The organism is Companilactobacillus keshanensis (assembly GCF_003946205.1).
Taxonomy (GTDB): Bacteria; Bacillota; Bacilli; order Lactobacillales; family Lactobacillaceae; genus Companilactobacillus; species Companilactobacillus keshanensis.
Map to the genome: position 1 here is coordinate 73,848 of NZ_RHOS01000005.1, position 15,439 is coordinate 89,286.

Here is a 15,439-nt window from a genome sequence, read left to right on the forward strand (position 1 = left end):
ATTACGAAAGCAGTGCTTAATAAATTTTATTAATCTGTTTTACCGGCGAAAAACTCAAACGATGGATCGGTGTACGACCATACTTTTCAAGTGCTAATAAGTGTTCTTTAGTCCCATATCCATCATTATGAACGAAATTAAATTCCGGATATATCCTTGCATACATATTCATTAAATGGTCACGAGCAACTTTCGCCACGATACTGGCAGCACCAATACTCAATGATTTAGAATCGCCCTTGTACAGCTTAGTTTGGCCAATTTCAACTGGTATAGTCATAGCATCGACAAGAATATGATCTGGTTTAACATACAAGCCATCAATAGCCCGTTTCATGACGAGTTCAGTCGCATGGTAAATATTCTCTCTATCGATCATCTCAGGACTACCAACACCAATACTGATATCAACCGCCTGCTCACAAATCTGACGATAGAGTTCTTCACGCTTTTTAGCAGATAATTTTTTTGAGTCATCGACTTCATAAAGTGTACTATCGGTCGGCAAAATAACCGCTGCTGTGACAACGGGACCAGCTAAGGGTCCTCTTCCCACTTCATCAACACCGGCTACTAATAAATCATGATCCCAAAAAGCTTTTTCGTACTGCTTTTTAGATTCAAACTTTGCGAGTAATTCTGACCTTTTGATTCTCCTTTTTTCGAACTGAATCAACAACTTCTGAACTCCAGCTCTGGAATCAGTTTGTAAGTCCTTTAGTTGTTTTGCGCTCACACCATCTTCAAGTAGTTCTTTAACATCTTTGATGGTCAAGCTATTCTTCATAGAACTCACCTGGAACATCAAAAGTGATTCGTCCAAATCTCAATTTTCTGACATCATTGATAATCTTGCGGGATGCCTTGTCGTAATCATCTTTGTAACCGAATTTCTTAGTCAAATTCATCAACAATTCAGGAGTTGTACTATTATACAGATCCGTTCGATCGATCTCATAGGCGTCCATCAATTCATCTATATAGTAAGTTTCCATGAAGTTCAAAGCATATATTGCAACGTCATCAGGAGAATAGATTTTATCCTTAATTGCACCTGATAAGGCAAGTTTCATACCAACTTTAGGATCATCAATCTTAGGCCAAAGAATACCTGGAGTATCCAATAGATCAATCCCTAAATCCGTCTTCAACCAATTTTGATTCTTAGTAACTCCTGGTCTATTCCCAGTGACGGCAACATTTTTGCCAACAATTCGATTCAAAATAGTTGATTTACCAACATTAGGAATTCCGATACACATTGCCTTGATTCGATAGTTTTTGACTCCATTTGCTTCATACTTTGCAATTTTATCTGATAATTCACCACGAATAAGGTCTTTTAATTTACCTAGACCTTTATTGTGTTTGGCATCTAGTTCAACTGACTTAGTACCCTCTTGTTCAAAATTAACTTTCCAATCTTTAGTTCTTTTAGGATCAGCCAGATCAGATTTATTTAAAATAATAATGTGCTTTTTCTGATCAATTATCTGTTCCAAAACAGGATTTCTAGAAGAAAATGGTAATCTTGCATCAACAATTTCCAACACAATATCGACCATTTTTAGACGATCTTGGACTTGATTTTTTGCTTTATTCATATGTCCCGGATACCACTGCATCACCATAAATATTCACCTATTTCCTATCTGTGTCTTGGTATTTAGCATAAACTTCATCAAAGATAGTCATGCTGGGCAAATAGCCCGCGTTTAATTCTAAATATTCAGAGATTTTCTCGTAATCCTGCTCCTGCTTAGGAAAGGATTGATCACGGAAAGCATTGTTAGCAAATTCTGCATCTGGTTCAACGCTTTCAGCATTCCTCTGAGTCATTAAAAATTCGTAAAAACTTCGCCTCATATTTTAGTCCTTTACTGATTTTTAGTTATTTCTTCATTCATAACTAAGAAAGATAATTTATCACGCTTTAAATCAATTTTCTTAGCTCTAATGCCATATCCATCTTTTGTTGTAAACTTAGTGAATTTTAATAGAATTGTCTTATCGCTACCATTAACACTGACCCAATCAGGGACCTTGAAACTGTTCTTAATATAATTCATAACAAAAGTTATTGGTAATGATAGGTCACCAATTTTTAATTTCTTAGCTTTTAGTAATACATCCCCATTAGTTTTAGCATAAGGCTGCATAACTAAATTAAAATGGATCTTTGAGCCCAAGAATGCAATGGCCCCAGTTAATTCGGCATCTTTTTTCAATTTCAATTGATACTGTGTTTTACCATCGTTTAATGTATTTTTCAAGTAATACTGTGCCATTTTGTTGGCCTCAGTCTTGTTCATATTAACAGTAAATACTCGATCACTTGAATCGATTTTTGAGGTTACCTTGTAAGTTTCATCAGGTGCACTCATAACCTTGGTTCCAATTATACCTAAACCTACTACTAAAATTGCTACTAAAGCAATAAATGCATATTTCCAGTAATTCTTTTTCATTATTTAATCAGCCAATCTTTCGTTGTTTTACTTACTTCATCGAAAACTTTTTCAGTCATCATATCATAACCGGTACCATTTGGATGGAAATGATCCTCCTTATAAAGGTATGGATTGATTCCGGTTTTTTTAGCTTTTTTATCAACTTCTTTAGTTTGATATAGATTATTAATATCAATGAAATAAGTCAATTTTTCTTCACTTGCCACCTGTGCTGAAGCCTTGTTCCAATTTATGAAAGCTGTTTTAGCATTTTTAACATTAGCAAGATAAATACTAAAAGGATTATAAATACCTATTAAGTAAATCGGTGCATCACTATTATAGTATCTCAAATCATCCAATAAATTTTTTAATCGAGCATCAAATTGTTGCTCTTCAGCCAGAATATCCGACTCAGTTAAATCAATTCCCTTTTTCTGCAATAGATGCATAAAATCATTACCACCAACAGTTACAGTAATTATGTCTGCTTTAGGCAAATCTTCATGCATTTTTTTATCCGATTTGATCCTTGAAATAATCTGAGTGCTTGTATCACCTGAAACTCCATAATTATATGCAGAAGTTTTCACCTTATATTTAGCAGCAATTTTTCCCTTCAAACGAGTAACATATCCGCCACCGACTGATTTAGAATCACCAACACCTTGTGTCAACGAATCACCAACCGCAACAATATTGATATGTGACTTGTTAGGATCAACTTTGACTTTCTTTTTTGCTTTTTTAAGTTTACCCTTTTTAATTACTTGTGCGGTTTCCTCACTATTTTGATTATTCAAAAAATAATAGCCTATTCCACCACCTATTAATAAAACGATTATTATTATTAATATCCAAATATTTCTTTTCTTCATATATAATCCATCTTTCAAAAAAGAGGGTAAGACAGAATTTATCTCTCACCCTCTTTGTATATAAATACGATCAAAGATCGTTATGTTTACTCTGTATAAAATTCAATGGCGAAAGCACCTGAACCAGCATGTGTGGCAATAACAGGACTTGTCACTCTAATTAGTAAAGGAACATCAGGAACGATTTCCTTGAGCTTTTCCTTCAATTCGTTAACATAGTCCAACTTATCAACATATGAAATACCGATAGCCTTAATATTTTCAAGACTTTTAATTTCTTCCATGACATTGTTCATGTATTTTTCGATTGTCTTTCTACCACGACCACGTTTAGCAATATCTAAACTATTATTCTTCAAAGTTAGAACAACATTAATATTTAATAGTGTTGATAGTGTGCTAGCAAAGCGGCTTAAACGTCCACCACGCAAGATGTTTTCGATACTTGTAACACCCATATATAAACGAGTATCGTCACGAACCTTTTGGATAGCGGCCTTGATTTCTTCGATCGACTTGCCTTCTTTTGACAATTGAGCAGCCTTGATAACTTGAAATGCCAAAGCACGATCAGTAAATTCTGAATCGACCACTTCCATATGTTTGTCAGTCATTTCAGCAACTTGTCTGGCGGCATTAACAGTTCCACTGATAGCTTCGGTCATATTGATGGAGAGAATGTCAGTATAATCTTCCGGTACCGCATCAATGACCTTCATAAAGGTACCAATTGATGGTTGCGAAGTTTTAGGCAATTCTTTTGAAGAATCCATTTCTCTAACAAACTCTTCACGCGTAATATCAACACCGTCAGTATAGGTGTTGTCATCGATATTAATCGTCAAAGGCACAACGCCAATGTCATACTTATCGATTTCCTCTGAAGTTATTTGAATTGATGAATCGGTGATGATTTTTACTTTACTCATTTTATCCCTCTTTCACGATATAGGGTTTCGCATTGTTTATTGGTTAAAGTATAACAGAAATTAATCAGAGTATTATACTGGTGCACCAAAGTTTTCAGCTATTTTATTTGTTAAAACATATTTTCTCAAATAAATATTAACATCACATATCATTATATTATACTTGCAACGAATATTGAAAATAAAAATAAGCTCTTAACCAAATTTTAGTTAAGAACTTAAAAATAATTTTTGTTAATTTATCTTGATTGGAACTTCTCTTTTGTTGAGTTTATGTCTATTAAGAATAATTGAAATAACTTTAAAAATAATTGAACGTCCAATATCCATAAAATAGCAAACCGTCATGATCCCTAGTACAGCTATAAATCCATAAAAATTCATCTTGATTAAATTCGTAGTATTGCTAAAGGTAAAATAATTCCACATTTTGGTTAAAACAAAGATATTTTCAGTTATCAGATAAACCGCGAACATATGCTTAGCTACTTGATTGATCACGCCATTGAAGTGTGCTTTAAATGTTATAAATATCAAAAATAATCCCAATGAACAGATCAGAGCAAAGAATCCTGTATAAATGTTTGTATAGCGATTTTTAGAGAAGACAATATCATAGTACATTTTCCCATAAATTATCGCCAAATTAACAACGAATAAAACTATTCCAATGAGATAATTCCAATTGGATTTTTTAACAAACTTACGAATATAGAGTCCCACTAGGTAAGCTGTTATTAGGATTCCTAACCCAACTGACTCTGAAGCAACATTATTGTTGATTAATGGGAAAATACTACATGAAGCAATCAAAATAACCAACAAATAGATAAATCTGCTTCGACTAAGATTTGCTACCGCTCTATTGATGTACGGTAAAAATAACATCAATAATATATACGCTGTAACAAACCAATAATGATTGAAGGTCAACGGCATAATTGATTTCCAAATACTATAATTCTCTTTCAATGGCATTTTTAGATAAATTGCTACAAGAAAAAATAATATGCTGTAAAAATAAAGTTGCGTATATATAGAAACCGCCTTCCTCAAAGTTCGTTTCTCATCATACTCCTTGCTTCCTAAGTAGTAGCCCGTGATCATTACGAATGCATAAACACCTATATCACCTAAAGGTAGATAGAAGAGTGAATAAAAAGCATCCGACAGCTGATTGTTAGCTATCAGAGCGTCGCTGCCCCCCCTTTGCTCCATAAGCTAAAGTGATGCAGCGTAATAAACAGCATGCTGACAATACGTAAAAATTCAATATTACTATTCCTCAAACGATTAGTATTCATCAATAATCCTCAATCTTTAAATTAAGAAAAACTTTATCATATTGAATACAGTAAAAATATTGACGGATTGACAAGCCATTTTTTTGAAATAAAAAGTATTTATATAATGATAAATCATACACAAAAAAAGTACTGTCATCTGAACAGTACTAATCTAGATTTTCCCAAAATCCCTCAATTGTTTCTTTTAACTGTGGTAACGATCGAATCTTCTTATAATTTTGCCAATGATCAGGAAACAATGTTGTATACCGAGTATTAGCGAATCTTTGGTCCAGCAATAAAATAATTCCGACATCTTTATTGCTTCGTATCAGTCGTCCTGCAGCTTGTAAAACATTATTCATCCCCGGCAACTGGTAAGCATATGCAAATCCCTGCCCGTTATCTTGATCATAATAATTACGGATCAAATTATTTTCTGAACTCAACCCTGGTAAGCCGACACTAACGATTCCAACACCAATAAGGCGGGTCCCGTTTAGGTCTATTCCTTCTGAAAATATCCCACCTAAAACGCAAAATCCCACTAGTGTTTCTTTAGGATCTACTCGAAATTGTTCAAGAAATTGCTGACGAGCAATCCCATCCATTTCATTTTGCTGTTCAATAATTCTTACATCTGGACAAGTCTTTTCAAAGGCATCCTCAATTTGTCGCAAATATCCATATGAAGGAAAGAAGAATAAATAATTGCCCGTTTTAGCTTCAATCATGGTTTTCAAACTAGATACGATGGAACTTTCACTGTATTTTCTTTGACTATAAGTTGTCTGAATATATTGTGTCACTAAAATATCTTGATTCTGTGGGGGAAATGGTGAAGGTAAACGATATGCCAAACTATTATCGATCCCGCCAAGAACGTTTTGATAATAATCCATTGGTGTCAAAGTTGCCGAAAAAAGAACTGCACCAGATCCCAATTTCATCGAATTATCCAAGAAATCACTGGGATCAAGGCACAATTGTTTCACTACCACAAGATTACCATCCAAAATGATTCTTGTATGATAAGTGTCATTGTACAAATTGCCAATTTTAACAAAGGTCAAACAATTAAAAAAATAGTCTTGAACTGCCTTGGTCAACTCGGAAGGTTTTTGCTGCTGCATCCAATCAGTAATGAATTCATCAAATTTTCGGAAGACTTTTAATAATTTTTCTGGTGCCTCATCAGTAATATACTCATCCTGATCTTCTAAATCATCTGTAATTTGCTTAAAACAGCGATTAACTTTTTTGAGTTGCTTCTGCAAATTTTCACTGGCCTGTGTTTTATCTTTTTTAGCCAGCCTTAATAAATTAGCAATCGGTTGATTACTGATTTCTGCAGAATACATATCACGAGATCGACTGACCAAATTATGTGCTTCATCGATCAAAAAGAAGTTATCAGGATCACTTTCGGTAAAGAAACGTTGTAAATAAACTAATGGATCAAATAAATAATTATAGTCGCAAATAATAACATCACAAAAAAGTGAAGTATCCAACGAAAATTCAAACGGATCAAGCGTATGTTTACGAGCATACCTTTCGATAACTGGTCGAGTTAAAACATCTTCATGTGTCAAAATATCTTTCAAGGCTGGTTTGAGTCGATCATAATATCCGATCATATAAGGATTCTCTTCCGGCAAAAGATCTTGTTCTTCAGCAAATTTAATCTGTTCCTTGGCGGTCAAAGTAATACTTTTTATATGCAGACCGTCTTCTTCCATCATCTGAATAGCCTCCTCAGCTACATGACGAGTACTTTGTTTAGCCGTCAGATAGAACAGTCGCTCGATCATATCTTTACCCATGGCCTTAACTGCTGGGAAAATAGTTGAAATAGTTTTACCAGTTCCAGTTGGTGCCTCAACAAACAATCTTTTCTGAAGATAAATGGTTTTATAAACCGCTCCGGCAAGTTCGTGCTGTCCAGTACGAAATTCTGAAAATGGAAAAGGCAGATTTTTAATAGATTCATTACGAGTCTTACGCATATCAGTGCGTAATTTTAACCAATACTCGTACTCATCGATCAACTTATTAAAAAACTTAGTTAATTGTGCTTTGCTAAAAGCCTTTTTGACTCTAGTTATTTTTTCGTTAGTAACCTGAAAATAGGTCAACTGTAAAGTTACTTCTTGATAATCCTCATCTTGCAACAATAGATAGCCATATACTTTGACCTGACCCCAGTATAAATCGTTAGTATTTTCGGTTAAGTCCTCGTATGATTGATCTGAAGTCTTGATCTCCTCGATCAAGGCCCCGTCATCAGAAGTTTGAATTCCATCCGCGCGACCAGAAATTACATATTCTTGATCGTTCATGGTAACAGCTTTTTTTAAATAAACTTCACTTTCATAGTCAGGTGGCCGGTGGCTTTGAAGTTTCCGGTGTATCCTAGCTCCGGCTAAGGCAGTATTTTGACTATTTTTGGTTTCAACTAGATCACCTTTTCGCAAAACAAATTCAACTAGTTGTCTAATTCCGATCTTAGTTGTCATACTGCTACCCTCCTACTTGAAATCATCATTTATCATTATAAAACACACGTTCGTAATTGTCTGTAAAAAAAGAGACTGTATTCTAAATCAGTTATTATCGATTTTTATGTATTATAATGTAATTAACTAATCTGAAAGTAGAGATCTTCAAATTGAGTAAAATTAAGAAAGCTTTCTCCAGAAGATATATCATCACCAATGAGGTATTCAGTGCAATCACGCACGGTATCGGTATTATTCTGGCTATCATTGGTGCAGTATTTTTATTGATCAAAGGATTTAAGAGCGGTGATGCTCTGACAATAACGGCTTATTTTATCTATGCGTTCACATTATTCTTCTTATACTTGAGTTCAACCTTATTTCACAGTTTGTACTTCACCAAAGCACAGCGAGTCTTCCAAATTTTTGACCACAGTTCAATTTTTCTATTGATTGCTGGCACGTATACTCCATACTGTTTATTAGCTCTTAGAGGTACAGTATTCGGTATTGTGATTCTATCGGTCATCTGGGTCTTAGCAATTTTTGGAATACTTTACAAAATCTTCAATGTTGGTAAGTTCAAATACTTCGAAACACTTCTATATGTTCTAATGGGTTGGGCCATTGTCGTTGCGATGAAGCCACTCTATCAATCCATTGGCGCAACTGGCATTTGGTTATTAGTATTTGGTGGCATCGCATTTACTTTAGGAGCCGGTGTCTACCTGTTAAAGAATCTCAAATATGTACATGTGATCTGGCATATTTTTGTGATGATCGGTACGACATTGATGTTCTTTTCAGTTTATCTATATGTCAATTAATTGAATAATTTAAAAAACCGTTCAGTCGAAGAATTTTCGATTGGACGGTTTTTTATTGAATCATTATTATTCATGAATTAGATCTCACTATTTTCGTTGATAAGTTTCAAAAACATATGGATACAAGTTCTTATCATCCACGGTACCAGATTTTTTTTCAATCAATTTAAACTGACTATAATCCAAATATATCATCTTAACATCCCCATCAAATTCATGATCGATCCGAGTAACATAAAGTCGATCAACGATATCCTTGAAGGTATTAAAAATTTTGCTACCACCAATAACAACTATTTCAGAATCATCTTCATACTTAGACAACTCCGAAACATCAGTTATCAAAACAGCCGGATCACTAACTTGATAATTAGGATTTCTCGACATCACAATATTTAAACGCTTTGGTAACGGTCCATTAGGAAAACTTTCATAAGTCCTGCGACCCATAACGATAGTTTTACCGATCGTCAATTCTTTAAAACGTTTCATATCATTTGGCAAAGTCCAAGGCAATTGACCTTTATAGCCAATAACGTGATTTTTATCTTCGGCCCACAAAAAGCTGATCATATCTATCTCTCCTTTAAACGGCGACGGGTGCCTTGATTGCTGGTGCTGGATCGTAACCGATCAGTTTAATATCTGTTGTATCAAGATCAAAAATACTCTTGTCGGAATTTATTTCCAGCTTGGGGCCTTTAACAGGTTGTCTCGACAATTGCAATTTAACTTGTTCAATATGATTTGAATAAATGTGCGCATCTCCAAGAGTATGAATGAATTCTCCTACTTCTAGTCCAGTCTCTCTGGCAATGATATGTGTCAGTAAAGCATAACTAGCAATATTAAATGGCACACCTAAGAATAGATCACCACTTCTTTGATAGAGTTGGCAGGATAACTTACCGTCATTTACATAAAATTGGAATAGCGTGTGACACGGAGGCAATGCCATTGTAGGAACATCTTCCGGATTCCATGCACTAACGATCAACCGACGTGAATCTGGTGTGGTCTTTATTTGTTCGATCACATTCTTGATTTGATCGATAAACCCACCCTCACGTGTTTGCCAATGACGCCACTGAGAACCATAGACAAATCCCAGATCACCATATTTCTTTGCAAAATCATCATCAGTTAGTATCTTTTGATCAAAGGATTTTTTTTCAACTTTATAATCTTTAGCAAATTCTATATCAACTAAACTACGATGGCCAAAGTCAGTCATGTCTGGGCCTTTATAGTCAGGACTCTCAATATATTTCTTAAAAGCCCATTCATCCCAAATATGATTTTTATGTTCAAGCAAATACCTAATATTCGTATCACCATGTAAAAACCAGAGTAATTCACTTTTGATCAATCCAAAAGGAACTTTTTTAGTCGTCAATAGTGGAAATGAGTCCTGCAGATCAAATCTCATCTGATATCCAAAAGTACTAATTGTTCCCGTACCTGTTCGATCGGATTTTTGATGACCCTTTTCTAAAACATATTTCAACAAGTCTAAATATTGCTGTTCATTGTTCATTTATTTTCTCCTAGGCAAATTGACCTAAATATTCCCAACGCTCCATTAGTTTATCAGCTTCGGCATTCTTTTCGTCCAATTCACGTTGATAATCCATTAATTTTTGATAGTCATTATTATCATCAGTTAATTGTTTCTTTAGGACAGTGATCTCGTCGTCCAATTTTTCTATCTTAGGTTCCAACTTATCAAATTCCATTTGTTCTGAATAAGTTAATTTAGTTTTTTCAGCTGATTTCTGCTCAGGTTGATCAGCCTTTTCTTCAGCTTTTTTTTCCTTAACCTCTTCATTCTTCTCTTGACTCATCTTTTTAACATACTCTGAATATGAGTCGTAACTTTCTTGAATATTACCGTTGCCTTTAAATATCAACAATTTATCGGCTACTTTATCTAGGAAGTAACGGTCATGGGATACAGCCATAACTGTCCCTTTGAAGTTCTCCAAGTAATTTTCAAGAATCGTCAAAGTACCAATATCCAAATTATTGGTTGGCTCATCCAAAAGCAAAACATTTGGTTGTTTGATCAAAATTGCTAACAGATACAACCGTCTCTTTTCACCACCAGATAGCTCACGAATATAAGCACCTTGCATCTTGTGATCGAACATAAAAGTATCAAGTAATTGTGAAGCTGACATTGACTCACCATCAGAATTTCTGACACCTTGTCCAATACCTTCGAGATAACGGATAACACGTTTTTCAGGGTCCATATCTTCAGTGTACTGAGTATAATATCCAATTTTAACTGTTTGTCCAGTTTTGATCTCACCTGAATCCAACGGAATCTTATTTACGATCGTATTCAAAAAGGTAGTTTTCCCAGAACCATTTGCCCCAGTAATACCGATTCTATCCCCTCTAGTAACTAAGTAATTAAAGTCATCAATGATAACTTGATTATCAAATTTGAGGCTAGCATCTTTGATATTGAAAACATCATTACCCAATCGTTGTTGAGCAATATCAATTGTCATATCCATTTTAGCTTCAGGTTTATTTTGAAGATCTTCTTTCAAATCCTGAAAACGATCTTTTCTAGCTTGTTGTTTTGTTCCACGAGCCTTAACACCAGCACGCATCCATTCCAGTTCTTGTTTGAACATTTGTGTCTTGTGATGTTGTTCAGAATTGTAGATCTCTTCATTTGTTGCTTTTTGCTGTAAGTATTTCTCATAGTTACCAGAATATTCGGTAATATTTTGATTTTCCAACTCAAAAATTCGAGTTGAAACTTTATTTAAGAAGTAACGATCATGGGTCACGAATAATACGGAGCCACGATATTTATTCAAATAACCTTCCAACCAGTCAATAGCCTCATAATCCAAGTGGTTAGTAGGCTCATCTAAAATCAATAGATCAGAGTCAGAGATCAAAGCCTGTGCTAAGGCTACACGTCTCTGTTGACCACCAGATAGTTCCTTAACTAATTTATCAAGTTCAGTTATGCCAAGCTTATTCAGGATCGATTTAACATCAGATTCCATTTGCCAAGCCTCAGCAGCATTCATTCTTTCTTGTAGCTTAAAGAATTCATCCTGAATTTTTTTATCAGTCGAATTATTGTTAAACTGCGCTAATGATTTTTCATATTGACGGATCAATTTAAATTGCTCACCATTACCTGCAAAAATAGCATCAATAACTGACAAATTTTCATCAAGCTCTGGTTGCTGTCTGAGATAAGTCATTTTATAGTCCTTGGGTTTTTCCATGTCGATCGTATTTAGTTCATTAGTATTAACGATCCCGTCAAGGAGTGTTGTTTTACCAGCACCATTCAAACCAAGCAGACCGATTCGATCTCCTTCATTAACTGTAAAGGTCACATCTTTAAAAAGGGTTCTTTCTCCAAAAGTTTTGGAGGCATTAGATATATTCAAAGTTTTCAAATAATTCACCACGTATTTTCTTAATTACTTAATATTCTAGTCGAACGAAGGCATTAAAAAAAGAGGTTGGGCTAATTAATAGCCCTACCTCTTAAATATTACAATTGGTTTCTGTACAAATCAAAAACTGTATGTGCAGGGTCAATTGTTAAATAAAGATTGCCATTCTTCTTTGAAATTGCAGATGATTGATAAATGTTATCTAAACCATCAACATCTTTCTTCTTGAATGGGAAGTAAATTTGTAATGGATCTTTATCTTCGTCATCTTCAAAAACAAGATCACATTTTTCAATATCTTGAAACTTCATGATACGGTTGAACATTCCATCGGCCATTGCAGCTGTAGAAACATCAGCATCTTTAATATAGTCAGCATCTGGAAGAATCTCGATTCTGAAGCGTTTACATGGATGGATCTCTTGCATTCTACCTCCTGCAATACGTCCATAACTAGTTGTAACACGGCTTAGCCAGACATCGCTCATTTCACTATGACTAACTGTCCAAGTATCATCGTTTCTAAAATAGAACTTCAATTCTTTAAATACATGCTTTGACATATTATCACCCTTTCAATACTTTATTAACTTAATGATACCACAGCATTAACGATTGCTTAACACATAAACTTTTAATTCATCAAAATAATTGGAAACGTTTTCTCTAACTACGGCTTTTTCGACATTTTTTAGCATTTTGCCTATTTCTGGACCTGGTTCAATACCCAAGATCTTGATCAAATCACTCCCGGTAATAGCCAAATCATGACTCGATTTAATCGGTATTTGTTCGACTGCTTCTGAAAGTTTATTATATTCAATTTTAATATCAAATAATTGACACAATGTGACTACCCGATCGAAATTGTCGATACCTAAACTATATATCTCCCAAGTATCAAAATTTTTATCAGCAAATAACTCCAACATTTCATAAGTCGACAAAGTAATCTCACGAGTTTTATTGGAAACCTTCCAAACCCGTAATAGTTTATTCAAATCTGGATCAGTTAAATGTAAAACAAATCCAATTGCGGCCCAGACGGCTTCTTCATCCATAAACTTAACCGGTTCTAATTCAGTTAACTTCACTAATGATGAACCATGCTTTTTCATGCCAGGAGCATAGTCACAGAGCTTGAAGGTTAAGAAATTGGCAAAACCTTTTCGCCATGCTTGACCGAGCATCATTTTAATGAATTCCTCGCGGGTTCGTTCAACGGCGATTTTTTCTAATAAGTGTGCATTTAAAGAAATTGCTTCAGCTGTCTTATCTTCGATCTTAAAATTCAATTGAGATTGAAATCTGACTGCACGCATCATTCGCAAAGCATCTTCATGGAAACGTTCTTCAGCTTTGCCAACGGCACGGATCAAATGATCATCAAGATCCCTTAATCCATCGAATTTATCGATAACATTGGCATTACGATCTAAAGCCAATGCATTAATAGTAAAATCACGTCGTTTGAGGTCATCTTCCAATGAACGAACAAATGTCACTTGATCAGGACGTCTGTAATCCTGATAACCCGACTCGGTTCTAAAAGTTGTGATCTCATACGATGATCCACTAAAAAGAACCGTCACAGTACCATGTTGAATTCCGGTATCGACGGTATGCTTAAAGATTTCTTTTATTTCTTCTGGATAGGCACTTGTGGCTATATCCACATCATGGATCGGTAATCCTAAGATATGATCACGTACACTTCCGCCAACAAAATAGGCCTCATATCCGGCCTGTTCAATTTCTTTTAAGACTGGCAGAGCTCTTTTAAAGTCTGCAGGAAGTTCTTTCATACGCATAAAAATACCTCACCTTTTTAAATCTGTTCTAATAGCTCTTGCATATCAATATCATCTGGAGAAAGTTTCAAGTACATTTGCAGAGCAACTTTTAAAACTTCTTTATTACCACTGCTACGTAAGATCTCGATTACATCTGATAGATAGTCCAAATTATCCTTAAATTCATCAAAGACCAGTAAAATATTATCTTGTGCAAGCTTTTGATTATCAGTTTCATAATATGATTTAGCCAAATTCCAAGTAAGTTTTGGATTATTACTCAAGTCCATACCATCTAAAAGATCAAGATTATTCTTGAAACGTCCACGAGTAATGTAGAAGTCACTTAATTTAACGATCAATGGTAGTGGATTTTCAACCTTTTTTATACCCGTTGACATCAGAGCTAATGCTTCATCCAAATTATCGGCAGTACCAGCTTCAAAGGCGATCATATAAAGATTTTCATCCAATTCATTCAAGTTCAATCCTAGTTGAGCATACTTAAATGCCTCATCATTTTTTTTCAAATTCAAATAATTATCTACCAAGATACTGTAAGCTGTTGGATAATCATGATTGATGTCCAATAATTGTTCCAAAACTTTAACAGACTTATTATAATCTTTTACTTGATTATATAAAAACCCTAATTGATATTGTGCATCTTCGTTTAATTCAATTGCATTCAACTGCTCAAATTCTGAGATGGCTTCTTCGTATTCACCAGAACCGGCCAATGAACTGGCCTTGCGCAAGTCGATTGAGATACCTGAATAGTTATCGATACCAGCATCTAACAAGATATTATAGTAAGTTAGTGCTTTATCAAATTTATTTTCGTCGAAATATAATTCAGCCAAAGCAAACTTGAAAACTTCTTCATCTTGAAAAGTTCTAATACCAGTTAACAGTTTTTGTTCACTTACTTCATATAATCCCTGAGATTGATAAATATCGGCCGAAACTAACAAACTTTCAGCATAAGAGTCATCATCAGGTTCGATTTTAGTAATGTAATCTAATGCTTTATCGGTATCACCATCTGATACGGCAATTTCAGCCAGTCTGGAGAGAATTTGCCCTTCATCTGGATAATGAACTAGCAATGCCTCATAAACGACTCTAGCTTGAACTGACAGTCCTCTGCTTAAAAGTGTTTCCGCTAAAGAAAATTGTGTTTGGTCGTCGTCTTGTTCAATTGATGACTGGATCAATCCATCTACGTCACTGAATTCTCCAGCATCAATATTTTCAATTACTTCATTTGCTTTACTCACAAATATACCTCCAAAAATTTAAACATAAAAAAGACGGTCAATTGACCGCCCCTAAAAA

15 protein-coding genes are annotated in these 15,439 nt (G+C 34.7%); 1 reads left to right on the forward strand and 14 read right to left on the reverse strand.

The features are described 5' to 3' along the window. Positions 1–16 precede the first annotated feature (16 nt). From EKM64_RS04370 to EKM64_RS04405, 8 genes are all read right to left on the reverse strand, one after another. On the reverse strand, positions 17–775 hold the full coding sequence (locus EKM64_RS04370) for a ribonuclease HII (RefSeq protein ID WP_164505300.1): 759 nt from the start codon (positions 773–775) through the stop codon (positions 17–19). Between the two features lies 1 nt (position 776). Then, positions 777–1,631 carry a ribosome biogenesis GTPase YlqF gene (ylqF, locus tag EKM64_RS04375; protein WP_125675984.1) on the reverse strand — a complete coding sequence of 285 codons (855 nt, stop codon included), beginning with the start codon at positions 1,629–1,631 and terminating at the stop codon, positions 777–779. 10 nt (positions 1,632–1,641) lie between these two features. Beyond that, a complete protein-coding gene (locus tag EKM64_RS04380) occupies positions 1,642–1,866 on the reverse strand; it encodes a YozE family protein (protein WP_125675986.1) in 225 nt (74 codons plus the stop codon). Between the two features lie 11 nt (positions 1,867–1,877). After that, on the reverse strand, positions 1,878–2,468 hold the full coding sequence (locus EKM64_RS04385) for a YpmS family protein (protein WP_225420953.1): 591 nt from the start codon (positions 2,466–2,468) through the stop codon (positions 1,878–1,880). Continuing rightward, on the reverse strand, positions 2,468–3,328 hold the full coding sequence (locus EKM64_RS04390; RefSeq protein WP_125675990.1) for an SGNH/GDSL hydrolase family protein: 861 nt from the start codon (positions 3,326–3,328) through the stop codon (positions 2,468–2,470). Before EKM64_RS04390 ends, EKM64_RS04385 begins: the two co-directional genes overlap by 1 nt. 86 nt (positions 3,329–3,414) lie before the next feature. After that, positions 3,415–4,257, reverse strand: a complete 843-nt coding sequence (locus EKM64_RS04395; RefSeq protein WP_125675992.1) for a DegV family protein — start codon at positions 4,255–4,257, stop codon at positions 3,415–3,417. A gap of 234 nt (positions 4,258–4,491) precedes the next feature. Next, positions 4,492–5,475 (reverse strand): acyltransferase family protein, encoded by a 984-nt coding sequence (locus EKM64_RS04400; RefSeq protein ID WP_125675994.1) that lies wholly within the window; start codon positions 5,473–5,475, stop codon positions 4,492–4,494. Positions 5,476–5,710: 235 nt separating this feature from the next. Then, positions 5,711–8,062: a helicase C-terminal domain-containing protein gene (locus EKM64_RS04405; RefSeq protein ID WP_125675996.1), complete on the reverse strand. Its 2,352-nt coding sequence runs from the start codon at positions 8,060–8,062 to the stop codon at positions 5,711–5,713. Positions 8,063–8,214: 152 nt separating this feature from the next. Between EKM64_RS04405 and trhA the strand changes: the two genes are divergently transcribed. Further along, a complete protein-coding gene (gene trhA, locus EKM64_RS04410) occupies positions 8,215–8,871 on the forward strand; it encodes a PAQR family membrane homeostasis protein TrhA (RefSeq protein ID WP_125675998.1) in 657 nt (218 codons plus the stop codon). 87 nt (positions 8,872–8,958) lie between these two features. Here the strand turns inward: trhA and EKM64_RS04415 are convergent, their stop codons facing one another. From EKM64_RS04415 to EKM64_RS04440, 6 genes are all read right to left on the reverse strand, one after another. Then, positions 8,959–9,444: a dihydrofolate reductase gene (locus EKM64_RS04415; RefSeq protein WP_125676000.1), complete on the reverse strand. Its 486-nt coding sequence runs from the start codon at positions 9,442–9,444 to the stop codon at positions 8,959–8,961. Positions 9,445–9,457: 13 nt separating this feature from the next. Next, positions 9,458–10,408: a thymidylate synthase gene (locus EKM64_RS04420; protein ID WP_125676002.1), complete on the reverse strand. Its 951-nt coding sequence runs from the start codon at positions 10,406–10,408 to the stop codon at positions 9,458–9,460. A gap of 10 nt (positions 10,409–10,418) precedes the next feature. Then, on the reverse strand, positions 10,419–12,308 hold the full coding sequence (locus EKM64_RS04425) for an ABC-F family ATP-binding cassette domain-containing protein (RefSeq protein ID WP_125676004.1): 1,890 nt from the start codon (positions 12,306–12,308) through the stop codon (positions 10,419–10,421). 98 nt (positions 12,309–12,406) lie between these two features. Continuing rightward, the gene (locus EKM64_RS04430) at positions 12,407–12,871 is read right to left on the reverse strand and encodes a hypothetical protein (protein ID WP_125676006.1); all 465 of its coding nucleotides are present in this window, start codon (positions 12,869–12,871) and stop codon (positions 12,407–12,409) included. A gap of 45 nt (positions 12,872–12,916) precedes the next feature. Next, complete coding sequence (locus EKM64_RS04435) at positions 12,917–14,119, reverse strand: CCA tRNA nucleotidyltransferase (protein ID WP_125676008.1); 1,203 nt, start codon at positions 14,117–14,119, stop codon at positions 12,917–12,919. A 17-nt stretch (positions 14,120–14,136) separates the two neighbouring features. Then, complete coding sequence (locus tag EKM64_RS04440; protein WP_125676009.1) at positions 14,137–15,381, reverse strand: tetratricopeptide repeat protein; 1,245 nt, start codon at positions 15,379–15,381, stop codon at positions 14,137–14,139. Between the last annotated feature and the right edge of the window lie 58 nt (positions 15,382–15,439).

Coding starts and splice junctions, on each gene's coding strand:
- ylqF (WP_125675984.1), bottom strand. CDS start 1,631: ATGGTGATGCAGTGGTATCCGGGACATATGAATAAAGCAAAAAATCAA.
- EKM64_RS04380 (WP_125675986.1), bottom strand. CDS start 1,866: ATGAGGCGAAGTTTTTACGAATTTTTAATGACTCAGAGGAATGCTGAA.
- EKM64_RS04385 (WP_225420953.1), bottom strand. CDS start 2,468: ATGAAAAAGAATTACTGGAAATATGCATTTATTGCTTTAGTAGCAATT.
- EKM64_RS04390 (WP_125675990.1), bottom strand. CDS start 3,328: ATGAAGAAAAGAAATATTTGGATATTAATAATAATAATCGTTTTATTA.
- EKM64_RS04395 (WP_125675992.1), bottom strand. CDS start 4,257: ATGAGTAAAGTAAAAATCATCACCGATTCATCAATTCAAATAACTTCA.
- EKM64_RS04400 (WP_125675994.1), bottom strand. CDS start 5,475: ATGGAGCAAAGGGGGGGCAGCGACGCTCTGATAGCTAACAATCAGCTG.
- EKM64_RS04405 (WP_125675996.1), bottom strand. CDS start 8,062: ATGACAACTAAGATCGGAATTAGACAACTAGTTGAATTTGTTTTGCGA.
- EKM64_RS04415 (WP_125676000.1), bottom strand. CDS start 9,444: ATGATCAGCTTTTTGTGGGCCGAAGATAAAAATCACGTTATTGGCTAT.
- EKM64_RS04420 (WP_125676002.1), bottom strand. CDS start 10,408: ATGAACAATGAACAGCAATATTTAGACTTGTTGAAATATGTTTTAGAA.
- EKM64_RS04430 (WP_125676006.1), bottom strand. CDS start 12,871: ATGTCAAAGCATGTATTTAAAGAATTGAAGTTCTATTTTAGAAACGAT.
- EKM64_RS04435 (WP_125676008.1), bottom strand. CDS start 14,119: ATGCGTATGAAAGAACTTCCTGCAGACTTTAAAAGAGCTCTGCCAGTC.